We start from the raw sequence: 19,693 nt of genomic DNA, 5'->3' as shown, positions 1-19,693 counted from the left end.
TATGTCATGGAGGCCCCTTAATCCCTCAACTAGGTTGGAACCACTATAGGCGAGAGGCTGTTGTCGCCTGAAGACCAATGCCGGCCGCGCCTCTGGCGAGCGAGGCCAAGGTCGGGCTGTGGCAGAGCGGAACCAGCCCTCGCAGTCAACAGGGGGAGGAGGCCAATATGTCGGATCTTGGCGAGCAGAATGTGAACCGGCGCGAGGTGATGGTCGGAGCTGGAGCCTGTGCGGCGCTCGCGACGGCGCCGCTTTCGGTGAAAGCACAACCCGCCCCGGTCGGGACGCCTGTGATGACACAGGTTTCGTTCAACGTGAACGGGCAGGTTCGCACGCTCGAGCTCGACACCCGCACAACGCTCCTCGACGCTCTGCGAGAGCACTTGCATCTCACCGGCACCAAGAAGGGCTGCGATCACGGCCAGTGTGGCGCTTGCACGGTTGTGGTCGACGGGCGGCGGATCAATTCTTGCCTCACTCTTGCCGTGATGCACCAGGGCGGCGCGGTGACCTCGATCGAGGGGCTCGGCACGCCGGACGACCTGCATCCCATGCAGGCGGCGTTCATCAAGCATGACGGCTATCAGTGCGGCTACTGCACGCCCGGACAGATCTGCTCGGGTGTGGCGGTGTTGGACGAGATCAAGGCCGGGATCCCGAGCCATGTCACGGCCGACCTCACAGCTCCAGCGCAGCTCAGCGAGGCCGAGATCCGCGAGCGGATGAGTGGCAACATCTGCCGCTGCGGCGCTTACTCCAACATCGTCGAGGCCATGACCGAGGTCGCGGAGAGGCAGGGATGAGAGCTTTCACCTTTGAACGCGCAAACACGCCTGCTGAGGCAGCCGCCGCCGTCGCCCGCACGCCTGGCGCGAAGTTCATCGCGGGTGGCACAAATCTGCTCGACCTGATGAAGTTGCAGATCGAGACACCCACCCACCTCGTCGACGTGAACGGGCTGAAGCTCGACACCATCGAGCCGAGCCCGGAAGGTGGGCTTCGGATCGGCGCACTTGTCCGTAACACCGACCTCGCTGCCAACGAGCGCGTTCGGCGCGACTACGGTGTCCTGTCACGGGCGCTGCTCGCGGGGGCGTCCGGCCAGTTGCGCAACCGGGCAACGACGGCGGGAAACTTTCTCCAGCGCACCCGCTGCCCCTACTTCTACGACACCGCTCAGCCTTGCAACAAACGGCGGCCCGGCAGCGGCTGCTCGGCCCTAGACGGGTTCAGCCGGCAGCTCGGCATCATCGGGGTGAGTGATGCCTGCATCGCCACCAACCCGAGCGACATGGCGGTCGCCATGCGCGTGCTCGACGCGACGGTCGAGACCGTGCGGGCCGACGGCGCGACCAGGACGATCCCGATTGCTGAGTTTCACCGCCTGCCCGGCGACACGCCCCACGTGGAGACGACGCTGGAGCCCGGTGAGCTCATCACCGCCGCGACCTTGCCCCCGCCCATCGGCGGCCGGCAGATCTATCGCAAGGTGCGCGACCGCGCGTCTTACGCCTTCGCTCTGGTGTCTGTGGCGGCTGTCATTCAGCGGGACGGCTCAGGACGTGTGGCTGTGGGCGGCGTGGCGCACAAGCCGTGGCGGGTCGAAGCGGCGGAAGCCGCTCTGCCGCGCGGCCCCAGGGCGGTCACGGAACAGCTGCTCGCCGGTGCCAAGCCGACCCACGACAACGCGTTCAAGGTAGCGCTTGTCGAGCGCACGCTCGGCGCGGTGATCTCCGAAGCGAGGAGCTGAGACATGCGGTTCGACACTCCCGCCAGTACCAATCCGATTGACCAGCTCAAGGTTGTTGGCCGACCCACCGACCGGATCGATGGACGCTACAAGACAACCGGCACCGCGCCCTACGCCTACGAGCGGCACGACGTTGTGCCAGACCAGGCTTATGGCTTCGTGCTGGGCTCCGGGATCGCTAAAGGCCGCATCGTTGCCATGCACCTGGAGGAGGCCAAGACGGCGCCAGGCGTTCTGACGATCGTCACGACGCTCGACATGCCCCGATTGGAGCGCGGCATGATGAATGCCGCTTACCTGTTCGGCGGACCGGTCATTCAGCATTACCACCAAGCGATCGCCGTGGTGGTCGCGGAGACCTTCGAGCAGGCCCGGGCCGCGGCCTACCTGATCCGCGTCGACTACCAGCCCGAGGCGGGGAAGTTCGATCTCGCCGCCGAGGCGCCGAACGCCCCGCTCATTGGCGACGATAGCGGGGAAGGCAGCAGCGGACCTCCAGAGGCCCGCGTCGGCGACTTCGAGGGTGCGTTCGCGGCCGCGCCGGTGAAACTCGACGAGACTTACACGACGCCCGATGAGAGCCACGCCATGATGGAGCCGCACGCCACGATCGCGGCATGGGATGGCGATCGGCTGACGCTCTGGACATCAAACCAGATGATTGCTTGGGGCAAAGGCAGCATTGCCAAAATCCTCGGTATTCCGGCAGAGAACGTTCGCCTCGACTCGCCTTATATCGGCGGTGGCTTCGGAGCAAAGCTGTTCATCCGGGCCGATGCCGTGCTGGCAGCGCTCGCTGCCAAGGCGGCGCGCAGACCCGTCAAGTTGGCACTGAGTCGCCCGCTCGTCGCCAACAATACCACCCATCGGCCTGCCACGATCCAGCGCATCCGCATTGGCGCGAACCGTGACGGCACGATCACAGCCATCGCGCACGAGAGCACCTCCGGCAATCTGGCGGAGGGCAAGCCCGAGACGGCGGTGTCCCAAACGAGGCTCCTCTACGCGGGCGCAAACCGCCTGATGGCCATGCGGCTGGCTCCGCTCGACCTTCCGGAAGGCAACGCGATGCGCGCACCGGGCGAGGCACCCGGCATGATGGCGCTTGAGGTCGCCATGGACGAGATGGCGGAGAAGCTCGGCCTGGATCCGGTCGACTTTCGGATCCTGAACGACACCCAGGTCGATCCAGAGAAGTCCGACCGCCGCTTCTCCCATCGCGATCTCGTCGGCTGTCTTCGACTCGGTGCCGAGCGCTTCGGTTGGGACAAGCGCAATCCCCAGCCTGCCCAGGTGCGGGACGAACGCTGGCTCGTCGGAGCGGGCGTGGCGGCGGGCTTCCGCAACAACCTCCTGACAAAGTCCGCGGCGCGGGTCCGGCTTAACCGTCAAGGAGTGGTCACGGTTGAAACCGACATGACCGATATCGGAACGGGCTCCTACACCATCATCGCCCAGACCGCGGCCGAGATGATGGGGGTAGCCTTGGACAAGGTGGCCGTGCGGCTTGGCGACTCCGCCTTTCCGGTCTCCGCCGGCTCCGGCGGTCAGTGGGGGGCGAACAACTCGACCGCCGGGGTCTACGCTGCCTGTGTCAAACTGCGCGAAGCCGTCGCGCAGCAACTCGGCTTCAACGCCGCCGACGCCGTATTCTCGGACGGCGACGTGCGATCGGGCAACCGCAGCGTACCGCTTGCCGAGGCCGCGAGCGCGGGTGAGCTTGTCGTGGAAGACTTCATCGAGTACGGCGATCTCGCCAAAACGCACCAGCAATCGACCTTCGCGGCCCACTTCGTCGAAGTCGGGGTTGACGCAGCGACCGGCGAGGTTCGGGTTCGGCGGATGCTCGCCGTGTGCGCGGCTGGGCGCATCCTCAATCCCAAATCCGCGAGGAGCCAGGTGATCGGTGCGATGACGATGGGAGTCGGGGCGGCTTTGATGGAGGAACTGGCCGTGGACAAGCGGCGAGGTTTCTTCGTCAACCACGACCTTGCGGGCTATGAGGTGCCGGTCCATGCTGACATCCCGCACCAGGAAGTCGTCTTTCTCGACGAGGTCGACCCAATGTCCTCGCCCATGAAGGCCAAGGGCGTGGCCGAGCTCGGCATCTGCGGCGTCGGAGCGGCGGTCGCGAACGCGGTCTACAATGCCACCGGCGTTCGCATCCGCGACTATCCGCTCACGCTCGACAAGCTCATCGACCGCCTGCCGGAGGCCGTCTGAGACGCCCCTCGCGCCCTGGCTGCCGATTTAGTGGGCTGCGCGCCATTGCAGACAGAGCTGTCGCTGATCCTACGAAACTGGTCGGGGCGGGTATCATCAGGGCACTTGCCGTGGCCTTTACGTCTTCTTGCACAGGACCTAGAGCATCGGCTGTTCTGATTGAATCGGAGGCTATGCGGCGTGACGGCTTTGTGATTCCCTTATCTCGGCCCTCTTTAGAGGAGATGAGCGATGACCAAGTCCTACTCGCTGGATCTGCGGCAACGGGTGGTGCGCTTTGTTGAGGCGGGGCATTCCTGCCATGAGGCCGCGCGCCATTTTGAGGTGTCGGTCGCGTTTGTGGTGCGGCTCATGGCGGCGTATCGGGCCACCGGCAGCCTGGCGCCCAAACCAGAGGGCGGCTGGCGCTACTCCAAGCTCGACCCGCATCGCGAGTTTCTGATCCGTCGCGTCGCCGAGAGGAACGACATCACCATGCCCCAGCTCGCGGCCGAACTGCTGGCCTTGGGCACCAAGATCACGCCGGCGTCCATCGCGCGCTGGTACATCCGCCACGGCTATAGCGTCAAAAAAAACTTTGCGGGCCAGCGAACAAGAACGCTCCGACGTGCGCCAGGCCCGCGAGCATTGGCACACAAAACGCCAGCCGCGCATGCGCCAGGAGCCGCACCGGCTCGTGTTTCTCGATGAGACCGGCACATCCACCAAGATGACGCGCCTGCGCGGCCGCTGCCTCAAAGGGCAGCGTCTGTATGCAAGGGCACCATTCGGCCACTGGCTGACCCAGACCTTTGTCGCCGGGCTGCGCTACTGTGGTCTGACGGCGCCTTGGGTGATCGATGGGCCGATGACCCGTCAGATCTTTGAGACTTATGTGGAGACCCAGCTTGCTCCGACGCTGTCCAAGGGCGACGTGGTGATCCTCGACAACCTGCCGGCGCACAAGAGCGAGACGGCGGCGCAGTGTCTGAAGCAACGCGGCGCCTGGTTCCTGTTCCTGCCTGCTTATTCGCCCGATTTGAACCCAATTGAGCAACTCTTCGCCAAGATCAAAGCACATCTGCGCAAAGCCGAAGCCCGCACCTTTGACGCGCTCTGGCGGGCCATCGGGGACATCTGTGATGGGGTCGAAGCTGAGGAATGCCGCAACTACTTCACTGCCGCAGGTTATGGATTCGTCTGAACAGCCGATGCTCTAGTCCTCGCCGAGGCTCAAGCTCTGCCTCGTAGTCCTGCCATGTCATGCCATCCACCCCGGAGCGGCCTTGCGCCTGAGCGCGTAGAACGCCGTCCTGAGTGCGTCGACAGTGATATGGTGGAAGAGCGCGGTGAACCTGTCCTTCTTCCTCAGCCTTGCGGCTTTCCGTACGTGATCCAGCGACTGGGACATGCGATCCCGGCCCTGTGTCCGGTGCATGCGTTGCTGTTGCGCGTTCCCCTTGGTCCCCGGCCTTGGCTCCCCCAACTCCGCCACCGGTCGCCCGGCTGTGTCGTCGGCTTCACAGCTACTATGCCGAAGTCAGACTTCTCTGGATCGTTCATCGGCGGCTACGGCTCCTCGCCTTCCCACTGCGGACCATCCACCCGGAGGGCGGGTTGGGTGGCCAATCCAGAAATCTCCCGGTTCCCGTACAAGGAGCTTGCGTGCATGCCAGGGCCTCAGACCACGCCGGGTCGGCTGAGCGCTCACGTAACGCGCTCAGCCGTGTTGCCTTCCGGAACGTCAACGCCGTCGGCACCCGGGACTTTGGACTTTCGCGGCTCAATGGCTGGCCTGCACGCTCCCCTACCGACGCTTCGCCGACATCCTAGCGGAGGCCTGCGCACGGCTTGGGGCCGATATGGGCTGCTGGCCCTTTATCGTAATGGATTTTCTCCATCTACTCCTTGCCGGTCTCCCGGCGCACTGACGTATCCATGCCGATGCGGATAATCTGGTCCACGGGCGGTCTCCTGTGTTTGAGCCCCCCACGACCTCATTCTGGCACAGCGATGCCGTAAGGGGGCCGTTCACCCCAAAACAAAACCTCATGCTCTCCTTGGCCCGAGAGAGACGGCTCCTTGAGCCGCCAACTGGACGATGCCTTATAGGATAGGGTGAGTGACTTCCCATCTCTTCCGGATTCACCACTCCCATGCAACTCAAAGCTGGACTTCGAGCGCTGTTACCGATGCCTTTGGGAAACACCAAACAATCGTTCCATTCCCGACAGGCACCGAACAATTCTCGACGTCAAACACATTCAGAGCAGTGGTATCGATTGCAGTCGACAGATCATTAGGTGCAATTTGATGAGCCAAGGCAGAGCTAGGGGTGATCCCGGTCACAGAAAGCTCGGCATTTGTCGCACTTTGCAGGTCAGTGTTGACGACATGCAAATAAAGAGTTTGACCGCGTCGGCTCGCTGTTACATCCAGTGTTGATCCCTCACTTGTGACATTGACTGCGGCGTCGCCGCCGTACTTTCTGAAAAGCCGCATCACGTGTCCGACCGGAAGCAGATACGGGGTCTCTCGGGGGGAGCCAAGCATCACCGCATTGACCAACCAGGATACCCCCTCGAAATCAGCCAACGTCGCGATATCAACGAAGTCTGCGTTGCGTTCATAAAGGTTCAGCACTCTAGCGTGGTAGAGAGCTGAAATCCATTCGCGAAGGATTTCACATTTATTATGTGGCTGGAGGGAGAGGTGCCCCTCCGTGATTGCCACTCGTTTCGAAGCGTCTATTGATTGGATCACGCTCCGAGCTTCGGTGAGTTTACGGTCAACCTTATCATACATCGTACAAAGCTCAGCCCAGCTTGCATGATAATCTTTCCGATACTCACGTCCTCTTAAAACCGTATTTGGATTGTCTGGCTTCTGGTGCATCATGTGAAGCGCCACCAAGTCAACAAGGTCTCCAGATTCGCGCAGAAGATCCTCGGCCCACCACTTGTCGCTGTTGCGCTCCTGATCTCCCCAACCGATAAGCTGGATTGAGCTGTCAGCAGACCGCATGGTCTCAGCAAACGTTCTGTATTGTCAACGGCGGTTCAAAAGTCGACCACGGGGCGGCGCAAAACTGGGCCAGTGGCGGGCGCGCTGACCACATAGCTGGCGCGTGCCATGGCGCATTGGCCCCCTGGGCCAATTGTCATCGGGTTGATTTCAGGACGATGTTTGCCGTTTGCGCGATCGGCTATGAGCAAGACGGTAGCTCTCGCCGTTCATCTCGAGGATGCTGACATGGTGGGTCAGTCGGTCGAGAAGTGCGCCCGTAAGGCGTTCTGAGCCAAGGGTCTCGGTCCATTCGTCAAAGGGCAGATTGCTGGTTATGAGGGTGGCGCCGCGTTCGTAGCGTCGCGAGATCAGCTCGAACAGCAGCTCCGCCCCGGTCTTCGAGAGGGGCACGAAGCCCAGTTCGTCGATGATCAGCAGCTTGTATCCGGCCATCTGCCTCTGGAGACGAAGCAGGCGGCGCTCGTCACGGGCCTCCATCATCTCGCTGACCAGGGCAGAGGCTGTGGTGAAGCCGACGGACAGTCCCCTTTGGCAGGCGGCCAGCCCGAGCCCCAGGGCGATATGGGTCTTGCCGGTGCCGGAGGGGCCGAGGGCAATGACATTCTCGCGCCGCTCGATCCACTCGCCACGCGCCAGCTCTAGGACCTGCATCTTGTTCAGTCTCGGGATGGCGGCGAAGTCGAAGCTGTCGAGGCTTTTGACGGCCGGGAACTTCGCGGTCTTGATGCGCCGCTCGACCATCCGCCGCTCGCGGTCGATCAGCTCCATCTCCACGAGCCGGGCCAAGAAGCGGACATGGTCAAGCCCCTCGGTGGCGCATTGGCGGGCCAGCTTCTGGTGCTCGCGCAGGAATGTGGGCAGTTTGAGCGCCTTGAGGTGGTGGGCGAGCAAAATCTCGGGAGCTTCAGCGCTCATGCGGCATCCTCCGAGATCAGGCACATATAGGCCGCCGCCGATGTCTTCTCGACCCTGGCTTTCGGCAGATAGGGGTAAACATCGAGGTCCAGCCGCGGCGGTCTGCGCTCCACCCGGCACAGGACCAGATGCTTGACCGCATCGAAGCCGATCGCCCCCATCTGCAGGGCCTGCTTCACCGCAGCATGGAGATCCGGGAGATTGAAGAGTTCCAGCAGCCGCAGCACCTGCACATATTCGCGCCGGCCCTGCTTGTTCATGCGGACTTCCATCAAGCCGCGCAAGGTCGCGAACTCCTCGGGCAGGTCCCATCCCTGCAAAGGAGCGGCCTGATCGAGTGCGTTGATCTTGTTCTCGATCAACGGGAGGTAATGTAGCGGATTAAAGATCACCTCTTCCCGCTCGTAGCTGCGGGGATGGCGCGCAATGACCTCGCTGCGGCAGCCGATCACCACCTCGTCGACATAGCCCCGGATCCAGACATCCTGATGGCCCCAGGCCACGGGCACCGAGTAGTCGTTGGTCTTGTAGCGCACGAGCGACTGCGATGAGACGCGCCCGCTGGCCTGATCGCAGGCCTCAAATGGCGAGGCCGGCAGGGGACGCATGGCCGCGGTATCCCGCTGCAGGCGCTGGCCGATCGTCTCGGCCGGCCCCCGCAGCTTGTCATCCTGCCGCTTGCGACATTGCCCCTCCAGCCAGGTGTTGAAGGTCTCCCAGCTCGGGAAGTTCGGGATTGGCACCATGAAGTTGCGACGGGAATAACCGACGAGGCCCTCCACATTCCCTTTGTCGTTCCCCTTGCCCGGACGACCGTAGCGATCCCGGATCACGTAGTGCGACAGGAAACCACTGAACAACGCCGCCCGCTTGCGCGTCCCGTCCGGCAGGATCTTTGCCACCAGGCAGCGGTCATTGTCATAGAGCACCGACTGCGGCACCGCACCGAAGAAGGCAAAGGCCTGGATGTGGCCGTCCACCCAGGCCTCAGACACAGCCGCGGGATAGGCCCGGACGAAACACGCATCGCTGTGCGGAAGATCAAGCACGAAGAAATGCGCTTTCTGCTCCACCCCGCCGATCACGACCACCGCCTCCCCGAAGTCGGCCTGCGCATGGCCGGGTGGGTGCGACAGCGGCACAAACATCTCCTGGCATCGCCGCTCGCGCTCGCGGATGTAGTCTTTGATCGTCGTATAGCCGCCGGTGAACCCATGCTCCTCCCGGAGCCGGTCAAACACCCGCTTCGCCGTATGGCGTTGCTTGCGGTGAACCGACCGATCGCCCTCCAGCCAGGCATCGATGATCGGGACGAACGTTTCCAGCTTCGGGCGCCGGACAGGAGCATGACGCCGATAGCCGGGCGGCTCCGCATAGGCCATCATCTTGCGAACGCTGTCGCGCGATATGTTGAAATGCTTCGCCGCCTCGCGCTGGCTCATGCCTTCAGAGCACGCCAGCCGAACCTTCCGGTAAAGTTCCACGGTGAAAATCCCCCAGCCCTCCCTGCAACCGGCAGAAAGGGAATAGGTGGACGACTTTTACGCCGCCCGCAGCGGGTCTATCCCGCCGCTACCGTGGTCAAATTTTGCACCGCCGTTCTCAGAGTCGAATGTCGCGCTTCGCCGAAAGGGTTGCCGATCCGTTCTGCCTTAGCGCTCAGTCAGGAGCAGATTTTGCGCTGACCCCAGCCCTCAGAAGAGACCCCTGTTGGCGTCCCGGATACCAGGCTGTCCCGCCCATCTTCGCCAGTTCCTCAGCGACGACGTCCACTTCCTCCTCTGTCATGCAGCTCTGTTCCTGGTTGTGTTGAGGGCCTGGCCAAGCTCACGCCCCGTATGCAGTCTGTGGAACAGGTAAAAGCCGTTCAATCGTATCCCGGTGACAGCAGCCCGCTCACGGAAACCCGGCGGCGCGGAGTCGGAAGGACCAAGCGAGCCTTCACGCAGCCAATGCTCAGGGAGTAGAAACCCGGGCAGAGGGCGATCTGCCGCCACGGCACAGATGAGTTGAGGCCGCTGCTTATTGCGGAAGAGGTGATAAATGCACTCGCACTTGGCGCCGCCCGGCTCCTGAATTACTGGCAAGGTGCTTCCCCCGCGGCTGGCGTTCCATAAACTTGGCAAGCCGCTGTCGACCAGCATGCACTGCCCCGCCAGAGTGTCATGGCGGAACATCCCTACGTAGAAAACCGGTGCCCTTGTCACATCCAAGCCGTTAACACAGGTTAATCCAACTGGGATCGGTCACCTCGGCATCACCAGTTCTCAGGTCCGATTGTTACCGACGCCCTGCATAGGTAGGGGCGCCGTATTGATGAATTGCGAGAGACAATGGCAACCAACGGACGATTCAACCAAACGCCACCCGACAAGGCGAATGAGCTCTTCGAGAGGCTCCTCGCCACCTCAGACAATGCTGTCAAAACCCGCGAGCGGCTGTTGGCCAACCTGAAGGAGGAGCTGGAACTCCTGGCCAGTCTCCAGGAGCAGCATCTCTTTCCGATCCTGACACAGCACGGGATGCAGGATCTTGTGCAAGACGCTACCCGCGACAACGAGGAGACGAGTGCCCTCCTGACGGAACTGGAGCGCATGCCGAAGAATGCTGCTGAGTTCATCGGCCAAGTGACCGAGCTGAGGCGAACGTTCCAGCAGCACATCCGCGACGACAAGAAGGAGCTGCTTCCCGCTGTGCTCAAGGTCTTGAGCGACGAGGAAGTTAACGCAGTCATTGAGAAAGTGGAGGATGAGATGGCAACCATTGACGAGACCAAGCGAGCCGATGCGCAGCGCGCCCGCGAGCAGGGCGAAACGGTCCAGCGCGTAACGGAAGGCGTCGCGGACAGCATGAAGGCGGGAGTGGAAGGCGCTCAAACCATGGCGCGGACCATGCAGGAGACCATGGAGAACAGCTTCGGCGCCGTCTCGGAGATGGCCCGGCGCTCGACCGAACACGCCGTACGGCTCTTTGGTCTTCCCTCCGGGAATGCTGCGGATCTAACCGGACAGACATCGGAGAACCTCCGCGCCGTGACACAATCCGGCACCGCTCTGGCGCGTGGTTTACAGGATGTCTCCCGCGAGGTGTTCGAACTGAGCCAGAAGCGCCTGCAACGCAACCTCGATGGTCTCAACCAGCTTGCCCGCTGCCGATCGGTCGCTGATCTGGTGGCGGCTCAGAGTTCTCTCCTTCGCGACAACCTGGAACAGACCCTCGACAACAGCCGCCGGATTGCGGAACTCACGATCCAGGTGACCGACGAGGCGACCAGAAGCGCGACGGTGCAGGCCCAGCAAACAGCTCAGCGCTTTAGCCGCGTGGCCTGACCCCTATAGCCGTGATGGTGATGTGCTCCTGGCCACGAGCCAGGAGCACATGCCTTCCGAGACGCCACGGCTGAACGTCAGTTTTCTGATCCTTCAAGCCGCCACCCCCATCCCTCACGTGAGAGAAGCCAACGCCGTGAAGAGGGATGGTCATCTCGCAATCGTCACCACACAGTTCATTGCCCTCAGCTTAGCGCCGGTTCACCGCACTGGCGGTTTGGGCTGCAGACCTGCCCCAACTGCAATCTGCACCAGCTCGGGCAGGCTTTGAGCCCCCAGCCGCTCCATGATACGGGCCCGATGCGCTTCGACCGTGCGTGGGCTGAGCCCCAGGTCTCGCGCTATCGTCTTGTTGGTGCCCCCGGCCAGTAGTCCATCCAGCACCGCCCGCTCCCGGACCGGCAACGCCGCAATCCGGGCTCTGGCGAGTTCCATGGTCTCATTCCGTTCGGCTGTCTCGCGGATCCCGGCCTGAGCCGATGCAAGAGCATCCAGCAGCTGTTCCGGCCGGTAGGGGACGTCCAGGAAATCCACCGCGCCCGCCTTCATCGCCTGGACCCCGACAGTAGAGTTACCGCGAGTCTCTCCAATCACAATCACCGGCAGGCCCGCACGCCGCGCTTTCAACTCCTTCGGGATCATTAGCCCGCCTGCTTCAGGAGCACCGGTGTCGAGCACCACACAACCCGGCACGAGCACCGGCGCCACCTCTAGGAAGGCTTGGGCCGAGGCAAACGCCTTCACCTCATACCCGGCCTGCTGAAGCCGAAGGCACAGATCCCGGCGCGAGGCTTCGTCGTTATCCACCACATAAACCATGGACCCGTCATGTTGCGTGATGTCGCGGGCAATGCCGGCGATCCGCCGAACCCTGCGATGGTCGTCAAGAATCGGGAACCCGATGATGTGGACGTAGCGCATGCTCCCGTCGGGGCGGACGACGCGGTACTCATGGGCGACGGTCTCGCCCTGCAGGACACGCTCGGTAGCCTGGAGTGCGCATTCCCGGTCCTCTGGATGGACGGTTTCGGCCCATTGGCTACGATCCTTGAAAGCATCTGGAGACCGGCCCCAGACCCGCTCGTAGGCAGGGCTGAGGTATTCCATCTGCATGGTGTCGGCATCCTGGATCCAGAGCACGTCGGTGGAGTGCTCGGCGAACTGCCGGAAGCGCTCTTCGCTTTCCCGCAGGGCAGTTTCGGCGCGGGCGCGCAGGACCGCCGTCCAGGTGCGCTCGGCCACCTCCTGCACCAGCGTCACCTCATCGTCATGCCAATGACGGGGCTCGGCTTGGTGGACAAAGAGAGTTGCGACCTGCCGGTCGTTTTTGATCAGCGGCACGATCACGACAGCACGGTAACCGGCTCTGGTGAAGGATGCAGCAACCTTTTCCGCTGCGGTGCGTGGATCCGCCAACGCATCGTTGATGTGGATCGCATGCCCCGCCTTCAGCTCGCGCTCAATCAGCAGACCGAAGTCACTGACACGATACTGGCCCGCAAAGCTCGGGGTCGTGCCGTCGCTCCAATCATGCTCGACCGTAAACGACTCACCGCTCGCACTGACCTCTGCATACCCGGCACTATTCACGCGCAGGTGGCGGCCGAGCATCTCGGCCGCTGTGAGCATAACGTCGCGCGCCTCGGTGATGCCGCGCAGGCGCGTGCTCAGATCGATCAGGAAGCGGAGCCGCTGCTCACCGAGCACCCGCTCGGTGGTCTCGTGGATGATGATGAGCACGCCCCCGACCTGATCGCTCTCGTTCATGACGGGACTGAACGAGCCGTTCCACCACGTCGTCTCGGGGTAGCCCTTGCGCTGAATGATGTCGACCGGCAGGTCCTGGACGTAGGTTGCTTCACCGCGACGGGCCTGCGCCACGAGCGGCGAAACCACATCCCAGGTTTCGACCCAGACCTGCGGTAGGGGGCGCCCGAGCGCCTCTGGCCTGATGCCGCGCAGCGGCAGACAGGCATCATTGTAGAAGGCGATCAGCTCCGGCCCCCACAGCAAGTAGGTGGGCAGCTTGGAGCGGAGCATATTGCTGAGCGTGATGCGGTGGAAGAGCGGCCAAGTCTCGACAGGACCAAGCGGTGAGGCGGACCAGTCATACGCTTGGATGCGGGCCCCCATGGTGCCGCCACCGGTCAGAAACTGCATGATACTCAACCTGCCGAGCCTCCTGCGGTTCGCGTTGATGCCAGCTCAATCTTGGCTATATTGCGCTGGCTCTTGTGCAACCAGAGTATAGATCTCCTTGCTGGACGAAGATGGTAATCGTTTCACGTCGAAAGCAGATCCCAGTCCGTGGCCTATGCCGTATTCCTGTGTCGGGATGTACCGCCATGACAAACGGGCGTGCCTGAGCACTAGACTCCTGCCAGTGTAGCATGACTTTTGCCCCAACGCGTTTGACTGTGAAGCGCCGCTTGAGAGGAGTGCACTTTCTTCTGGGGCTGGAACAAGATTTGCTCCCAAACACACGCTAACCTAGTACGTAGCAAGAACGTGGCTCGGCATATTGACCGAAGTCCCCGCGATGGCTGAACCCAGCTTGGAACTTGGTGTTTGAGCCGTCATCCAATGCCTAAGCAAATGATGGAGAAGTGTACTGCTCGCCAAAGTGTCACCTGTGAGGGACGGTCGTTGTCGAAGTAACTTCGAGAATGCGGGTTAGTGCAATAGTTTCAGACGGGTATCTGAACGACGTGAGCATTATCTTGCTTCACGTTGCGCGGTCCGTCCGCAGCCTTATCGGAAAGATTGCCAATCCGTTCTATCTTATCGTGTCAACAAGAACAGCTCTTGTTCTGACCCCATGCTTATCGCAGAACACCCGATTGAAAGGATATTCGAGGCAGGGTCCTCAGCAAAGCAGGCCATAAAATGTGCTTGCTGCCGAAGTAGAGCGATTGAAGTTCACCACAGGAAGTATCAGCCCCGGGTTCCTTGCGGGGGACCTCTCCCCTCTCGTTACCCTCTGTAGGCCATGTCACGCCCTGATCGAGGAGGAGCGTGCAAAAGCCTGGCACAGGAGCGAGGCGAAGTTGGCTCCTCTGATGGAAACAGAGAACCAGCGCGTCGTCGGCCGTCAACAGCCATAGCCATATGCCAGCCGATCTCCGCCCCACTTGAGCGACGAGCCTAGGCTTTCTCGACCGTATTGCGTTGACGATCGTGTTCGACGATGTAGGAGAACGATGAGATCAGCGCGTCGGGACGAACTGGTTGAGCTGGATCGGGTCCAGCCCGAGGCGTCCTGCCCATTCCTCTAAGGCGGTGTTATAGAGGCGCCCGAGGATATGTCTTGAATGCTCCGCGGCATCTTTGAGCCTGCTAAGCTCAGCCAAGGCTGCCTTCATCAGGTCGAGATCACGATCAGACATCATGCCACTCCCCTTCAGTTATTATTAACTACTATGGCGCGGTGGAGCTGTGAGGACAAGCCTTAAAAGGGGGATGCGGGGCCGTGACAACTCGAAGCTGGGGTTTGACGTCTGGCCAACAAGAAAGAGCGCTCGAATACAGTGTCATTCGGCTTCGAACCCGGACCCGTCTCTTGCTCGGCGCAAACCTCTGAGTGGCTTGCGGTTTTGCTCGGAGTCAGAGGGTCACGACCGGCGCCGACTGTGACCCCTCTGTTATTGCTGTTTGTTTCGAATGTTCAGTGGGTTGCGCCTGTTCTGACAGGGGGTCAACGTTTCTGAGCCGATTTACAGGGGATGACTGAGAGGCTGGTGAGCAATTATCTTTCCTTTCGCGTGAGGCGGCGCAGCAGGATGCGGCTCATCGCGAGATAGAGCAGCATCTCGCCGGTCTCGACCAGACGTTCGTAGTCCTTCGCCAGCCGCCGGTTGGTGGTCAACCAGGCGATTGTCCGCTCAACAACCCATCTGCGCGCGAGCACCTGAAAGCCACTCGGCCGCGTCGGCGGCTCTGCGCCAATCCGCGTCCAGACGCCACCGGCCCACCAGTGTTGTGGGATCGACAGCCTCCAGCCCAGCGCTTTGCACAGCCAATCCTTCAATCCGCGATAAGCCGTGTCGGCCCACATCAGCTCGATGGCCGGGAAGAGATGCTGCAGACCCTCCAACAAGATCTCGGCTCCGGCGCGGTCATGGATGTCGGCTGGATGCACGCTGTTCTTCAGGAGATTGCCTTGCGTATCAACGAGAAGATGGCGCTTGCGGCCCTTGATCTTTTTGCCACCATCATAGCCGCGCGGTCCGCCCATCTCAGAGGTCTTGACCGATTGGCTGTCGATGATCGCCGCTGTCGGCTGAGGACTGCGGCCGATCGTGCGGCGGTAGCTCTCGCGCAGGACCTGGGTCACGTGCTCCCAGGTGCCATCCTCGCGCCACTGGGCATAGTGGTAGAAGACGGCACACCGGGGTGGATACTCGTGCGGCAGCAGCCGCCACTGGGCTCCGGTGCGCAGCAGATAGAAGATCGCATCGACGATGCGCCGTAACGGATAGGTCTGTCGCCGTCCGGCTGGATGGCTGCGGGGGACAAGGGGCGCGAGCAGCGCCCATTCGGCATCATTGAGATCGCTGGCGTAGGAACAGACATCCATGGCGGGGCTCCTCAACCGTCAAACAGCCCGCATCCGCCTCACCGATTCCAGTGAAATCTATCCTGAATCAAGGACTTGAAGCGAGCAATAAAATTGCTCACCAGCCTCTGAGGCCGAATACGCCGAATTGGTAACCATCGTCGGTATGGCGTCCGAGACGAACCGCATCGTTACGGCGCTCGGAGTCGAGATCGACGACGCGTTCAAGCTATCAGAGAAGTGTCTGCCATGAGCATGAGCTGGCAGAGAGCGTTCGCAGCCGGAATTTGCGACTGAGCCTCCCCTCCCCTCTGTGGACTTGCGCTTCACCGCAGGGTTCATGACAGCAAGATTTCTGAACGATCCCAATGTCTGGTATTCCCTGTTGATCGCTTCCTGCGCGGCTGCTGCTCCAGATTAACGCGTCGCTTACTCGCCTGCCAGATAGTGCCTGTCACCGTACGGCAAAAGGAGAAGCCATGAGTGACGTCGTTGGAATTCCGGGCAACCGGATCCGCTCGTTCGTGGAGCGCATCGAGCAGATCGAGAACGAGATCAAGGAGCTGACCGAGGCCAAGAAGGAGGTCTTCTCCGAAGCCAAGGGTGAGGGATTCGACGTGAAGATCCTCAAGGAGATCATCAAGCTGCGCAGGCAGGGTCAGGATGAGCGCGACGAGCACGAGAGCCTGCTCGACGTCTACATGCGGGCCATGGACGAAGCCGGTCCCGCGCCGGTCGCCGAGGCGGCCTGACAGTACGCCCCGCTCAAATGTTGCAGAAGGCCGCCCAACGGCGGCCTTCTTATTATCCGGATAGAGCATTGGCTTGCAAGAATGCTCGCTCGCCTGCAAGAGTCTCCTTCTCTTGCTGGATCAACTGCACAGACTAATGCATCTCGCCCGTCTTGGAGACGGTCGCGCGGGACAAGTGGCAGCGGGGCTACCGGGATTTGCGACCGTGTGAGGAGGAGAGATCATGACAATAACGACGATTAACTCTGGTCGGCTCTATCATATCTACATCGCCAATCTCACAACCGCCTGGGGCGGTCAGGATGTGCATCTCACGGAGCAACAGGCTTTGGAGTACGTGCACGACCCCGACGGGTTCGCAGCGAAGCACTTCGGGCTGACCCGCGAGGAATATCACGAGTGGGCCGAGAGCTACGGCAAGGCCCTGTGCGGCGGGAAAACCAGTGTCGGAAAGCCCTGCGGAAACACATTAACCAGGGGTTGCCAGCTCAACGCGCAGACGTGGAAAGCGCGGCACAGATCCGAGTACTGCAAAGTCCACGGCGGGGAATAATCGCACTACAATTTCGTTGAACATTTTTTATGGGACTTAAAAGTGCGTTAGCTTTGGGCTAATGCATTATGCTCTTGCGATGACGGTTCGGGTCATTCCTTCACGCGCCTCCGTCCAAACCAGTTCACCGCGATGAAGCATAGCGTTGACGTGAGCGTGAGTCTCGCTGAAGGCGAAGCTCAGTTGATGAGGATCAAGCGGGCGTGTGAAGAGCACGGGAACCAAGTCGGCAACGGAGTGAGGCTTGATGCGACAGGCCTTCGCGACCCGAGCGCAGCGTTCCTCATGATGGTCCACTAGCTCCTGGCAGCGCACATGCAGACCACGGAACGGAAGCTGGTGACCAGGAAGAACAAGTGCGTCGGCAGGAATCCGCTTCGTGATCATGTTCAGCGAGCGCAGGTAAAGACCGAGTGGGTCGCCGTCAGGATCGACTTCCCAAACGCTGATGTTGGGCGTGATTTTGGCGAGGACCTGGTCTGCTGGAAGAAAAATGTTGTCACTGGCACAGTACAACATGAGCTGGTCGGGCGCATGGCCATCACCAAAGAGCACCTCGAACTCGCGACCGCCGATCAATAGAACCTGTTCTGCTACAACGCGTGTGAAGGTCGGCGGAAGGGGCGTCACCATCCGGAGATAGGCCTGGCCCCGGGTGGCAACGAGATCAGCTGTCTCAGGAGCCATGCCGTGGCCCAGGTAAAAATCGCGATAGGGCTTTGCTTCCTTCGCCTCCGGGTTGAGCGAGATGTTGAGGCAGCCGAGATAGCTGCTGAGGCTCGTCAGCAAAGGCAGGTCGAACTGCTCGCACAACCAGCCTGCAAGTCCGATATGATCGGGATGAAAGTGGGTGATAATCAGGCGCGTCAGCCGCCGTCCGGCAAGTGGCCCAGCAAGGAGCGCCTGCCAAGTTGACCGTGTCGGATCATCTGCGATCCCGGTATCGAGTACCGCCCATCCGTCGCCGTCTTCGATGAGATAGATGTTGACGTGGTCGAGGCGGAATGGGAGCGGAATTCGGGTCCAAAGGATTCCCGGCGCGACTTCCCGCACCTGACCGATCTCAGGGGGCTCCGCAAACGGCAAAGTCAGGCCGAGCCCGGCGGAGAGCGGGGTTGAACTCTTAAGCACCAGTTCTCAAGCTCCAGTCACTAAAGGATCATTAATTAATTCAGATAGCCTGCACGAGCTGGCCGATGCTGGCTTTGGCATCGCCATAGAACATGCGGGTGTTGTCCTTGTAGAACAGCGGGTTCTCAATGCCGGAATAGCCGGTCCCCTGCCCGCGCTTCGAGACGAACACCTGCTTGGCCTTCCACACCTCAAGCACCGGCATCCCGGCGATCGGACTGTTCGGGTCCTCCTGGGCGGCCGGGTTGACGATGTCGTTCGAGCCGATCACGATCACCACGTCGGTCGCCGAGAAGTCCTCGTTGATCTCGTCCATCTCCAGCACGATGTCGTACGGCACCTTGGCCTCGGCCAGCAGCACGTTCATGTGCCCCGGCAGGCGGCCGGCCACCGGATGGATGGCAAAGCGCACCACTTTGCCCTTGGCGCGCAGGCGGCGGGTGAGCTCCGACACCGATTGCTGGGCCTGGGCCACCGCCATGCCATAGCCCGGCACGATGACGACACTGTCGGCCTCCTCGAGCGCCGCCGCCACGCCATCAGCATCGATTGCGATCTGCTCGCCGGCGATCGCCATCACCGGGCCCGTCGTGGCGCCGAAGCCGCCGAGGATGACGCTGATGAAGCTGCGGTTCATCGCCTTGCACATGATGTAGCTCAGGATCGCACCCGAGGAGCCGACCAGGGCGCCCGTGACGATCAGGAGGTCGTTACCGAGGGTGAAGCCGATCGCCGCCGCCGCCCAGCCCGAATACGAGTTGAGCATCGAGACCACCACCGGCATGTCGGCCCCGCCGATGCCCATGATCAGGTGATAGCCGATGAAGAACGCCAGCAGCGTCATCGCCACCAGCGTCCAGATGCCGGCGCCCTGCATGTACAGCACCAGGAGAACGAGCGAGGCCAGGACCGCCGCAGCATTGAGCCCGTGCCCGCCGGGCAGCTTCTTTGCCTTGCCGTCGACCTTGCCGGCGAGCTTGCCAAACGCGATCACCGAGCCGGTAAACGTCACCGCGCCGATGAACACGCCGAGAAAGACCTCGACCCTCAGGATCGCGATCTCCACGCCGGTCTTGTGCGCCAGCACCCCGGCAAAGCCGGTCAGCGCACTCCGCGCGGCTTCGTCCATGGCGAGCACGCGGGCAAGCTCGAGGTCGGCGTTGATGCCGATGAACACGGCCGCCAGACCGACAAAGGAGTGCAGCGCCGCCACCAGCTGCGGCATCTCGGTCATCGCGACCGTCCTGGCCACGGTCCAGCCGATGGCCGATCCGATTACCAGCATGGCGGCAATGACCGCGTAGTTGCCGACACCCGGACCGAACACAGTCGCTCCCACGGCGAGCGCCATGCCGGCCATGCCGTACCAGACGGCGCGCTTGGCGCTCTCCTGGCCCGACAGGCCACCGAGCGACAGGATGAACAGGATAGCGGCCGCCACATAGGCGGCAGAGACAAGGCCAAAGTTCATCGGACGAT

At 61.8% G+C, this 19,693-nt stretch carries 14 protein-coding genes and 1 pseudogene; 7 read left to right on the top strand and 8 right to left on the bottom strand.

From position 1 onward, the window contains the following. The first annotated feature begins 209 nt into the window (after nt 1-209). The 4 genes and pseudogenes from paoA to BB934_RS37580 all read left to right on the top strand — a co-directional run bounded on the left by paoA (nt 210) and on the right by BB934_RS37580 (nt 5,156). Nucleotides 210-803 (top strand): aldehyde dehydrogenase iron-sulfur subunit PaoA, encoded by a 594-nt coding sequence (paoA, locus tag BB934_RS37595; RefSeq protein ID WP_237050631.1) that lies wholly within the window; start codon nt 210-212, stop codon nt 801-803. Then, entirely contained in the window at nt 800-1,750 is a 951-nt protein-coding gene (locus tag BB934_RS37590; protein ID WP_099514444.1) for an FAD binding domain-containing protein, read from the top strand. Before paoA ends, BB934_RS37590 begins: the two co-directional genes overlap by 4 nt. 3 nt (nt 1,751-1,753) lie before the next feature. Then, nucleotides 1,754-3,973, top strand: coding sequence for an aldehyde oxidoreductase molybdenum-binding subunit PaoC (paoC, locus tag BB934_RS37585; RefSeq protein WP_099514443.1), 2,220 nt, complete (start codon nt 1,754-1,756; stop codon nt 3,971-3,973). Nucleotides 3,974-4,204: 231 nt separating this feature from the next. Further along, nucleotides 4,205-5,156, top strand: a pseudogene (locus BB934_RS37580) (IS630 family transposase). A 959-nt stretch (nt 5,157-6,115) separates the two neighbouring features. Here BB934_RS37580 and BB934_RS37570 read toward each other — a convergent pair. The 3 genes from BB934_RS37570 to istA form a co-directional block, all read right to left on the bottom strand. Further along, nucleotides 6,116-6,976: an alpha-L-arabinofuranosidase C-terminal domain-containing protein gene (locus BB934_RS37570; RefSeq protein ID WP_099514804.1), complete on the bottom strand. Its 861-nt coding sequence runs from the start codon at nt 6,974-6,976 to the stop codon at nt 6,116-6,118. Nucleotides 6,977-7,126: 150 nt separating this feature from the next. Continuing rightward, on the bottom strand, nt 7,127-7,894 hold the full coding sequence (gene istB, locus BB934_RS37565; protein WP_099508287.1) for an IS21-like element helper ATPase IstB: 768 nt from the start codon (nt 7,892-7,894) through the stop codon (nt 7,127-7,129). Next, complete coding sequence (istA, locus tag BB934_RS37560) at nt 7,891-9,378, bottom strand: IS21 family transposase (RefSeq protein WP_157933989.1); 1,488 nt, start codon at nt 9,376-9,378, stop codon at nt 7,891-7,893. Before istA ends, istB begins: the two co-directional genes overlap by 4 nt. Before the next feature lie 849 nt (nt 9,379-10,227). On the opposite strand from istA, the gene BB934_RS37550 reads away from it, so the two are divergent. Continuing rightward, nucleotides 10,228-11,223, top strand: a complete 996-nt coding sequence (locus tag BB934_RS37550; RefSeq protein ID WP_099514802.1) for a phasin family protein — start codon at nt 10,228-10,230, stop codon at nt 11,221-11,223. Between the two features lie 201 nt (nt 11,224-11,424). Here BB934_RS37550 and BB934_RS49715 read toward each other — a convergent pair whose 3' ends face one another. The 3 genes from BB934_RS49715 to BB934_RS37535 form a co-directional block, all read right to left on the bottom strand. After that, nucleotides 11,425-13,383 (bottom strand): PAS domain S-box protein, encoded by a 1,959-nt coding sequence (locus tag BB934_RS49715; RefSeq protein WP_099514801.1) that lies wholly within the window; start codon nt 13,381-13,383, stop codon nt 11,425-11,427. A gap of 1,046 nt (nt 13,384-14,429) precedes the next feature. Further along, a complete protein-coding gene (locus BB934_RS37540) occupies nt 14,430-14,612 on the bottom strand; it encodes a hypothetical protein (protein ID WP_099514800.1) in 183 nt (60 codons plus the stop codon). A 356-nt stretch (nt 14,613-14,968) separates the two neighbouring features. Further along, on the bottom strand, nt 14,969-15,799 hold the full coding sequence (locus tag BB934_RS37535; RefSeq protein WP_099513509.1) for an IS5 family transposase: 831 nt from the start codon (nt 15,797-15,799) through the stop codon (nt 14,969-14,971). 458 nt (nt 15,800-16,257) lie between these two features. Between BB934_RS37535 and BB934_RS37530 the strand changes: the two genes are divergently transcribed. Both BB934_RS37530 and BB934_RS37525 read left to right on the top strand, forming a co-directional pair. Further along, nucleotides 16,258-16,530: a DUF2312 domain-containing protein gene (locus tag BB934_RS37530; RefSeq protein WP_099514799.1), complete on the top strand. Its 273-nt coding sequence runs from the start codon at nt 16,258-16,260 to the stop codon at nt 16,528-16,530. 223 nt (nt 16,531-16,753) lie between these two features. Then, nucleotides 16,754-17,083: a hypothetical protein gene (locus BB934_RS37525; protein ID WP_099514798.1), complete on the top strand. Its 330-nt coding sequence runs from the start codon at nt 16,754-16,756 to the stop codon at nt 17,081-17,083. A 66-nt stretch (nt 17,084-17,149) separates the two neighbouring features. Here BB934_RS37525 and BB934_RS37520 read toward each other — a convergent pair whose 3' ends face one another. Then, nucleotides 17,150-18,214, bottom strand: coding sequence for an MBL fold metallo-hydrolase (locus BB934_RS37520; RefSeq protein WP_237050569.1), 1,065 nt, complete (start codon nt 18,212-18,214; stop codon nt 17,150-17,152). Between the two features lie 40 nt (nt 18,215-18,254). After that, entirely contained in the window at nt 18,255-19,685 is a 1,431-nt protein-coding gene (locus BB934_RS37515) for an NAD(P)(+) transhydrogenase (Re/Si-specific) subunit beta (protein WP_099514797.1), read from the bottom strand. Nucleotides 19,686-19,693: the final 8 nt, after the last annotated feature.

This window comes from Microvirga ossetica (assembly GCF_002741015.1).
GTDB classification, from domain to species: Bacteria; Pseudomonadota; Alphaproteobacteria; order Rhizobiales; family Beijerinckiaceae; genus Microvirga; species Microvirga ossetica.
This window is presented reverse-complemented; position numbering and strand designations above follow the sequence as displayed.

Bases quoted from the DNA above. Each gene is read 5' to 3' on its own strand.
- BB934_RS37530 (WP_099514799.1), top strand. From the start codon at position 16,258: ATGAGTGACGTCGTTGGAATTCCGGGCAACCGGATCCGCTCGTTCGTG.
- BB934_RS37540 (WP_099514800.1), bottom strand. From the start codon at position 14,612: ATGATGTCTGATCGTGATCTCGACCTGATGAAGGCAGCCTTGGCTGAG.
- BB934_RS37590 (WP_099514444.1), top strand. From the start codon at position 800: ATGAGAGCTTTCACCTTTGAACGCGCAAACACGCCTGCTGAGGCAGCC.
- istB (WP_099508287.1), bottom strand. From the start codon at position 7,894: ATGAGCGCTGAAGCTCCCGAGATTTTGCTCGCCCACCACCTCAAGGCG.
- paoA (WP_237050631.1), top strand. From the start codon at position 210: ATGGTCGGAGCTGGAGCCTGTGCGGCGCTCGCGACGGCGCCGCTTTCG.
- BB934_RS37525 (WP_099514798.1), top strand. From the start codon at position 16,754: ATGACAATAACGACGATTAACTCTGGTCGGCTCTATCATATCTACATC.
- BB934_RS49715 (WP_099514801.1), bottom strand. From the start codon at position 13,383: ATGCAGTTTCTGACCGGTGGCGGCACCATGGGGGCCCGCATCCAAGCG.
- BB934_RS37570 (WP_099514804.1), bottom strand. From the start codon at position 6,976: ATGCGGTCTGCTGACAGCTCAATCCAGCTTATCGGTTGGGGAGATCAG.
- BB934_RS37535 (WP_099513509.1), bottom strand. From the start codon at position 15,799: ATGGATGTCTGTTCCTACGCCAGCGATCTCAATGATGCCGAATGGGCG.
- BB934_RS37550 (WP_099514802.1), top strand. From the start codon at position 10,228: ATGGCAACCAACGGACGATTCAACCAAACGCCACCCGACAAGGCGAAT.
- paoC (WP_099514443.1), top strand. From the start codon at position 1,754: ATGCGGTTCGACACTCCCGCCAGTACCAATCCGATTGACCAGCTCAAG.
- BB934_RS37515 (WP_099514797.1), bottom strand. From the start codon at position 19,685: ATGAACTTTGGCCTTGTCTCTGCCGCCTATGTGGCGGCCGCTATCCTG.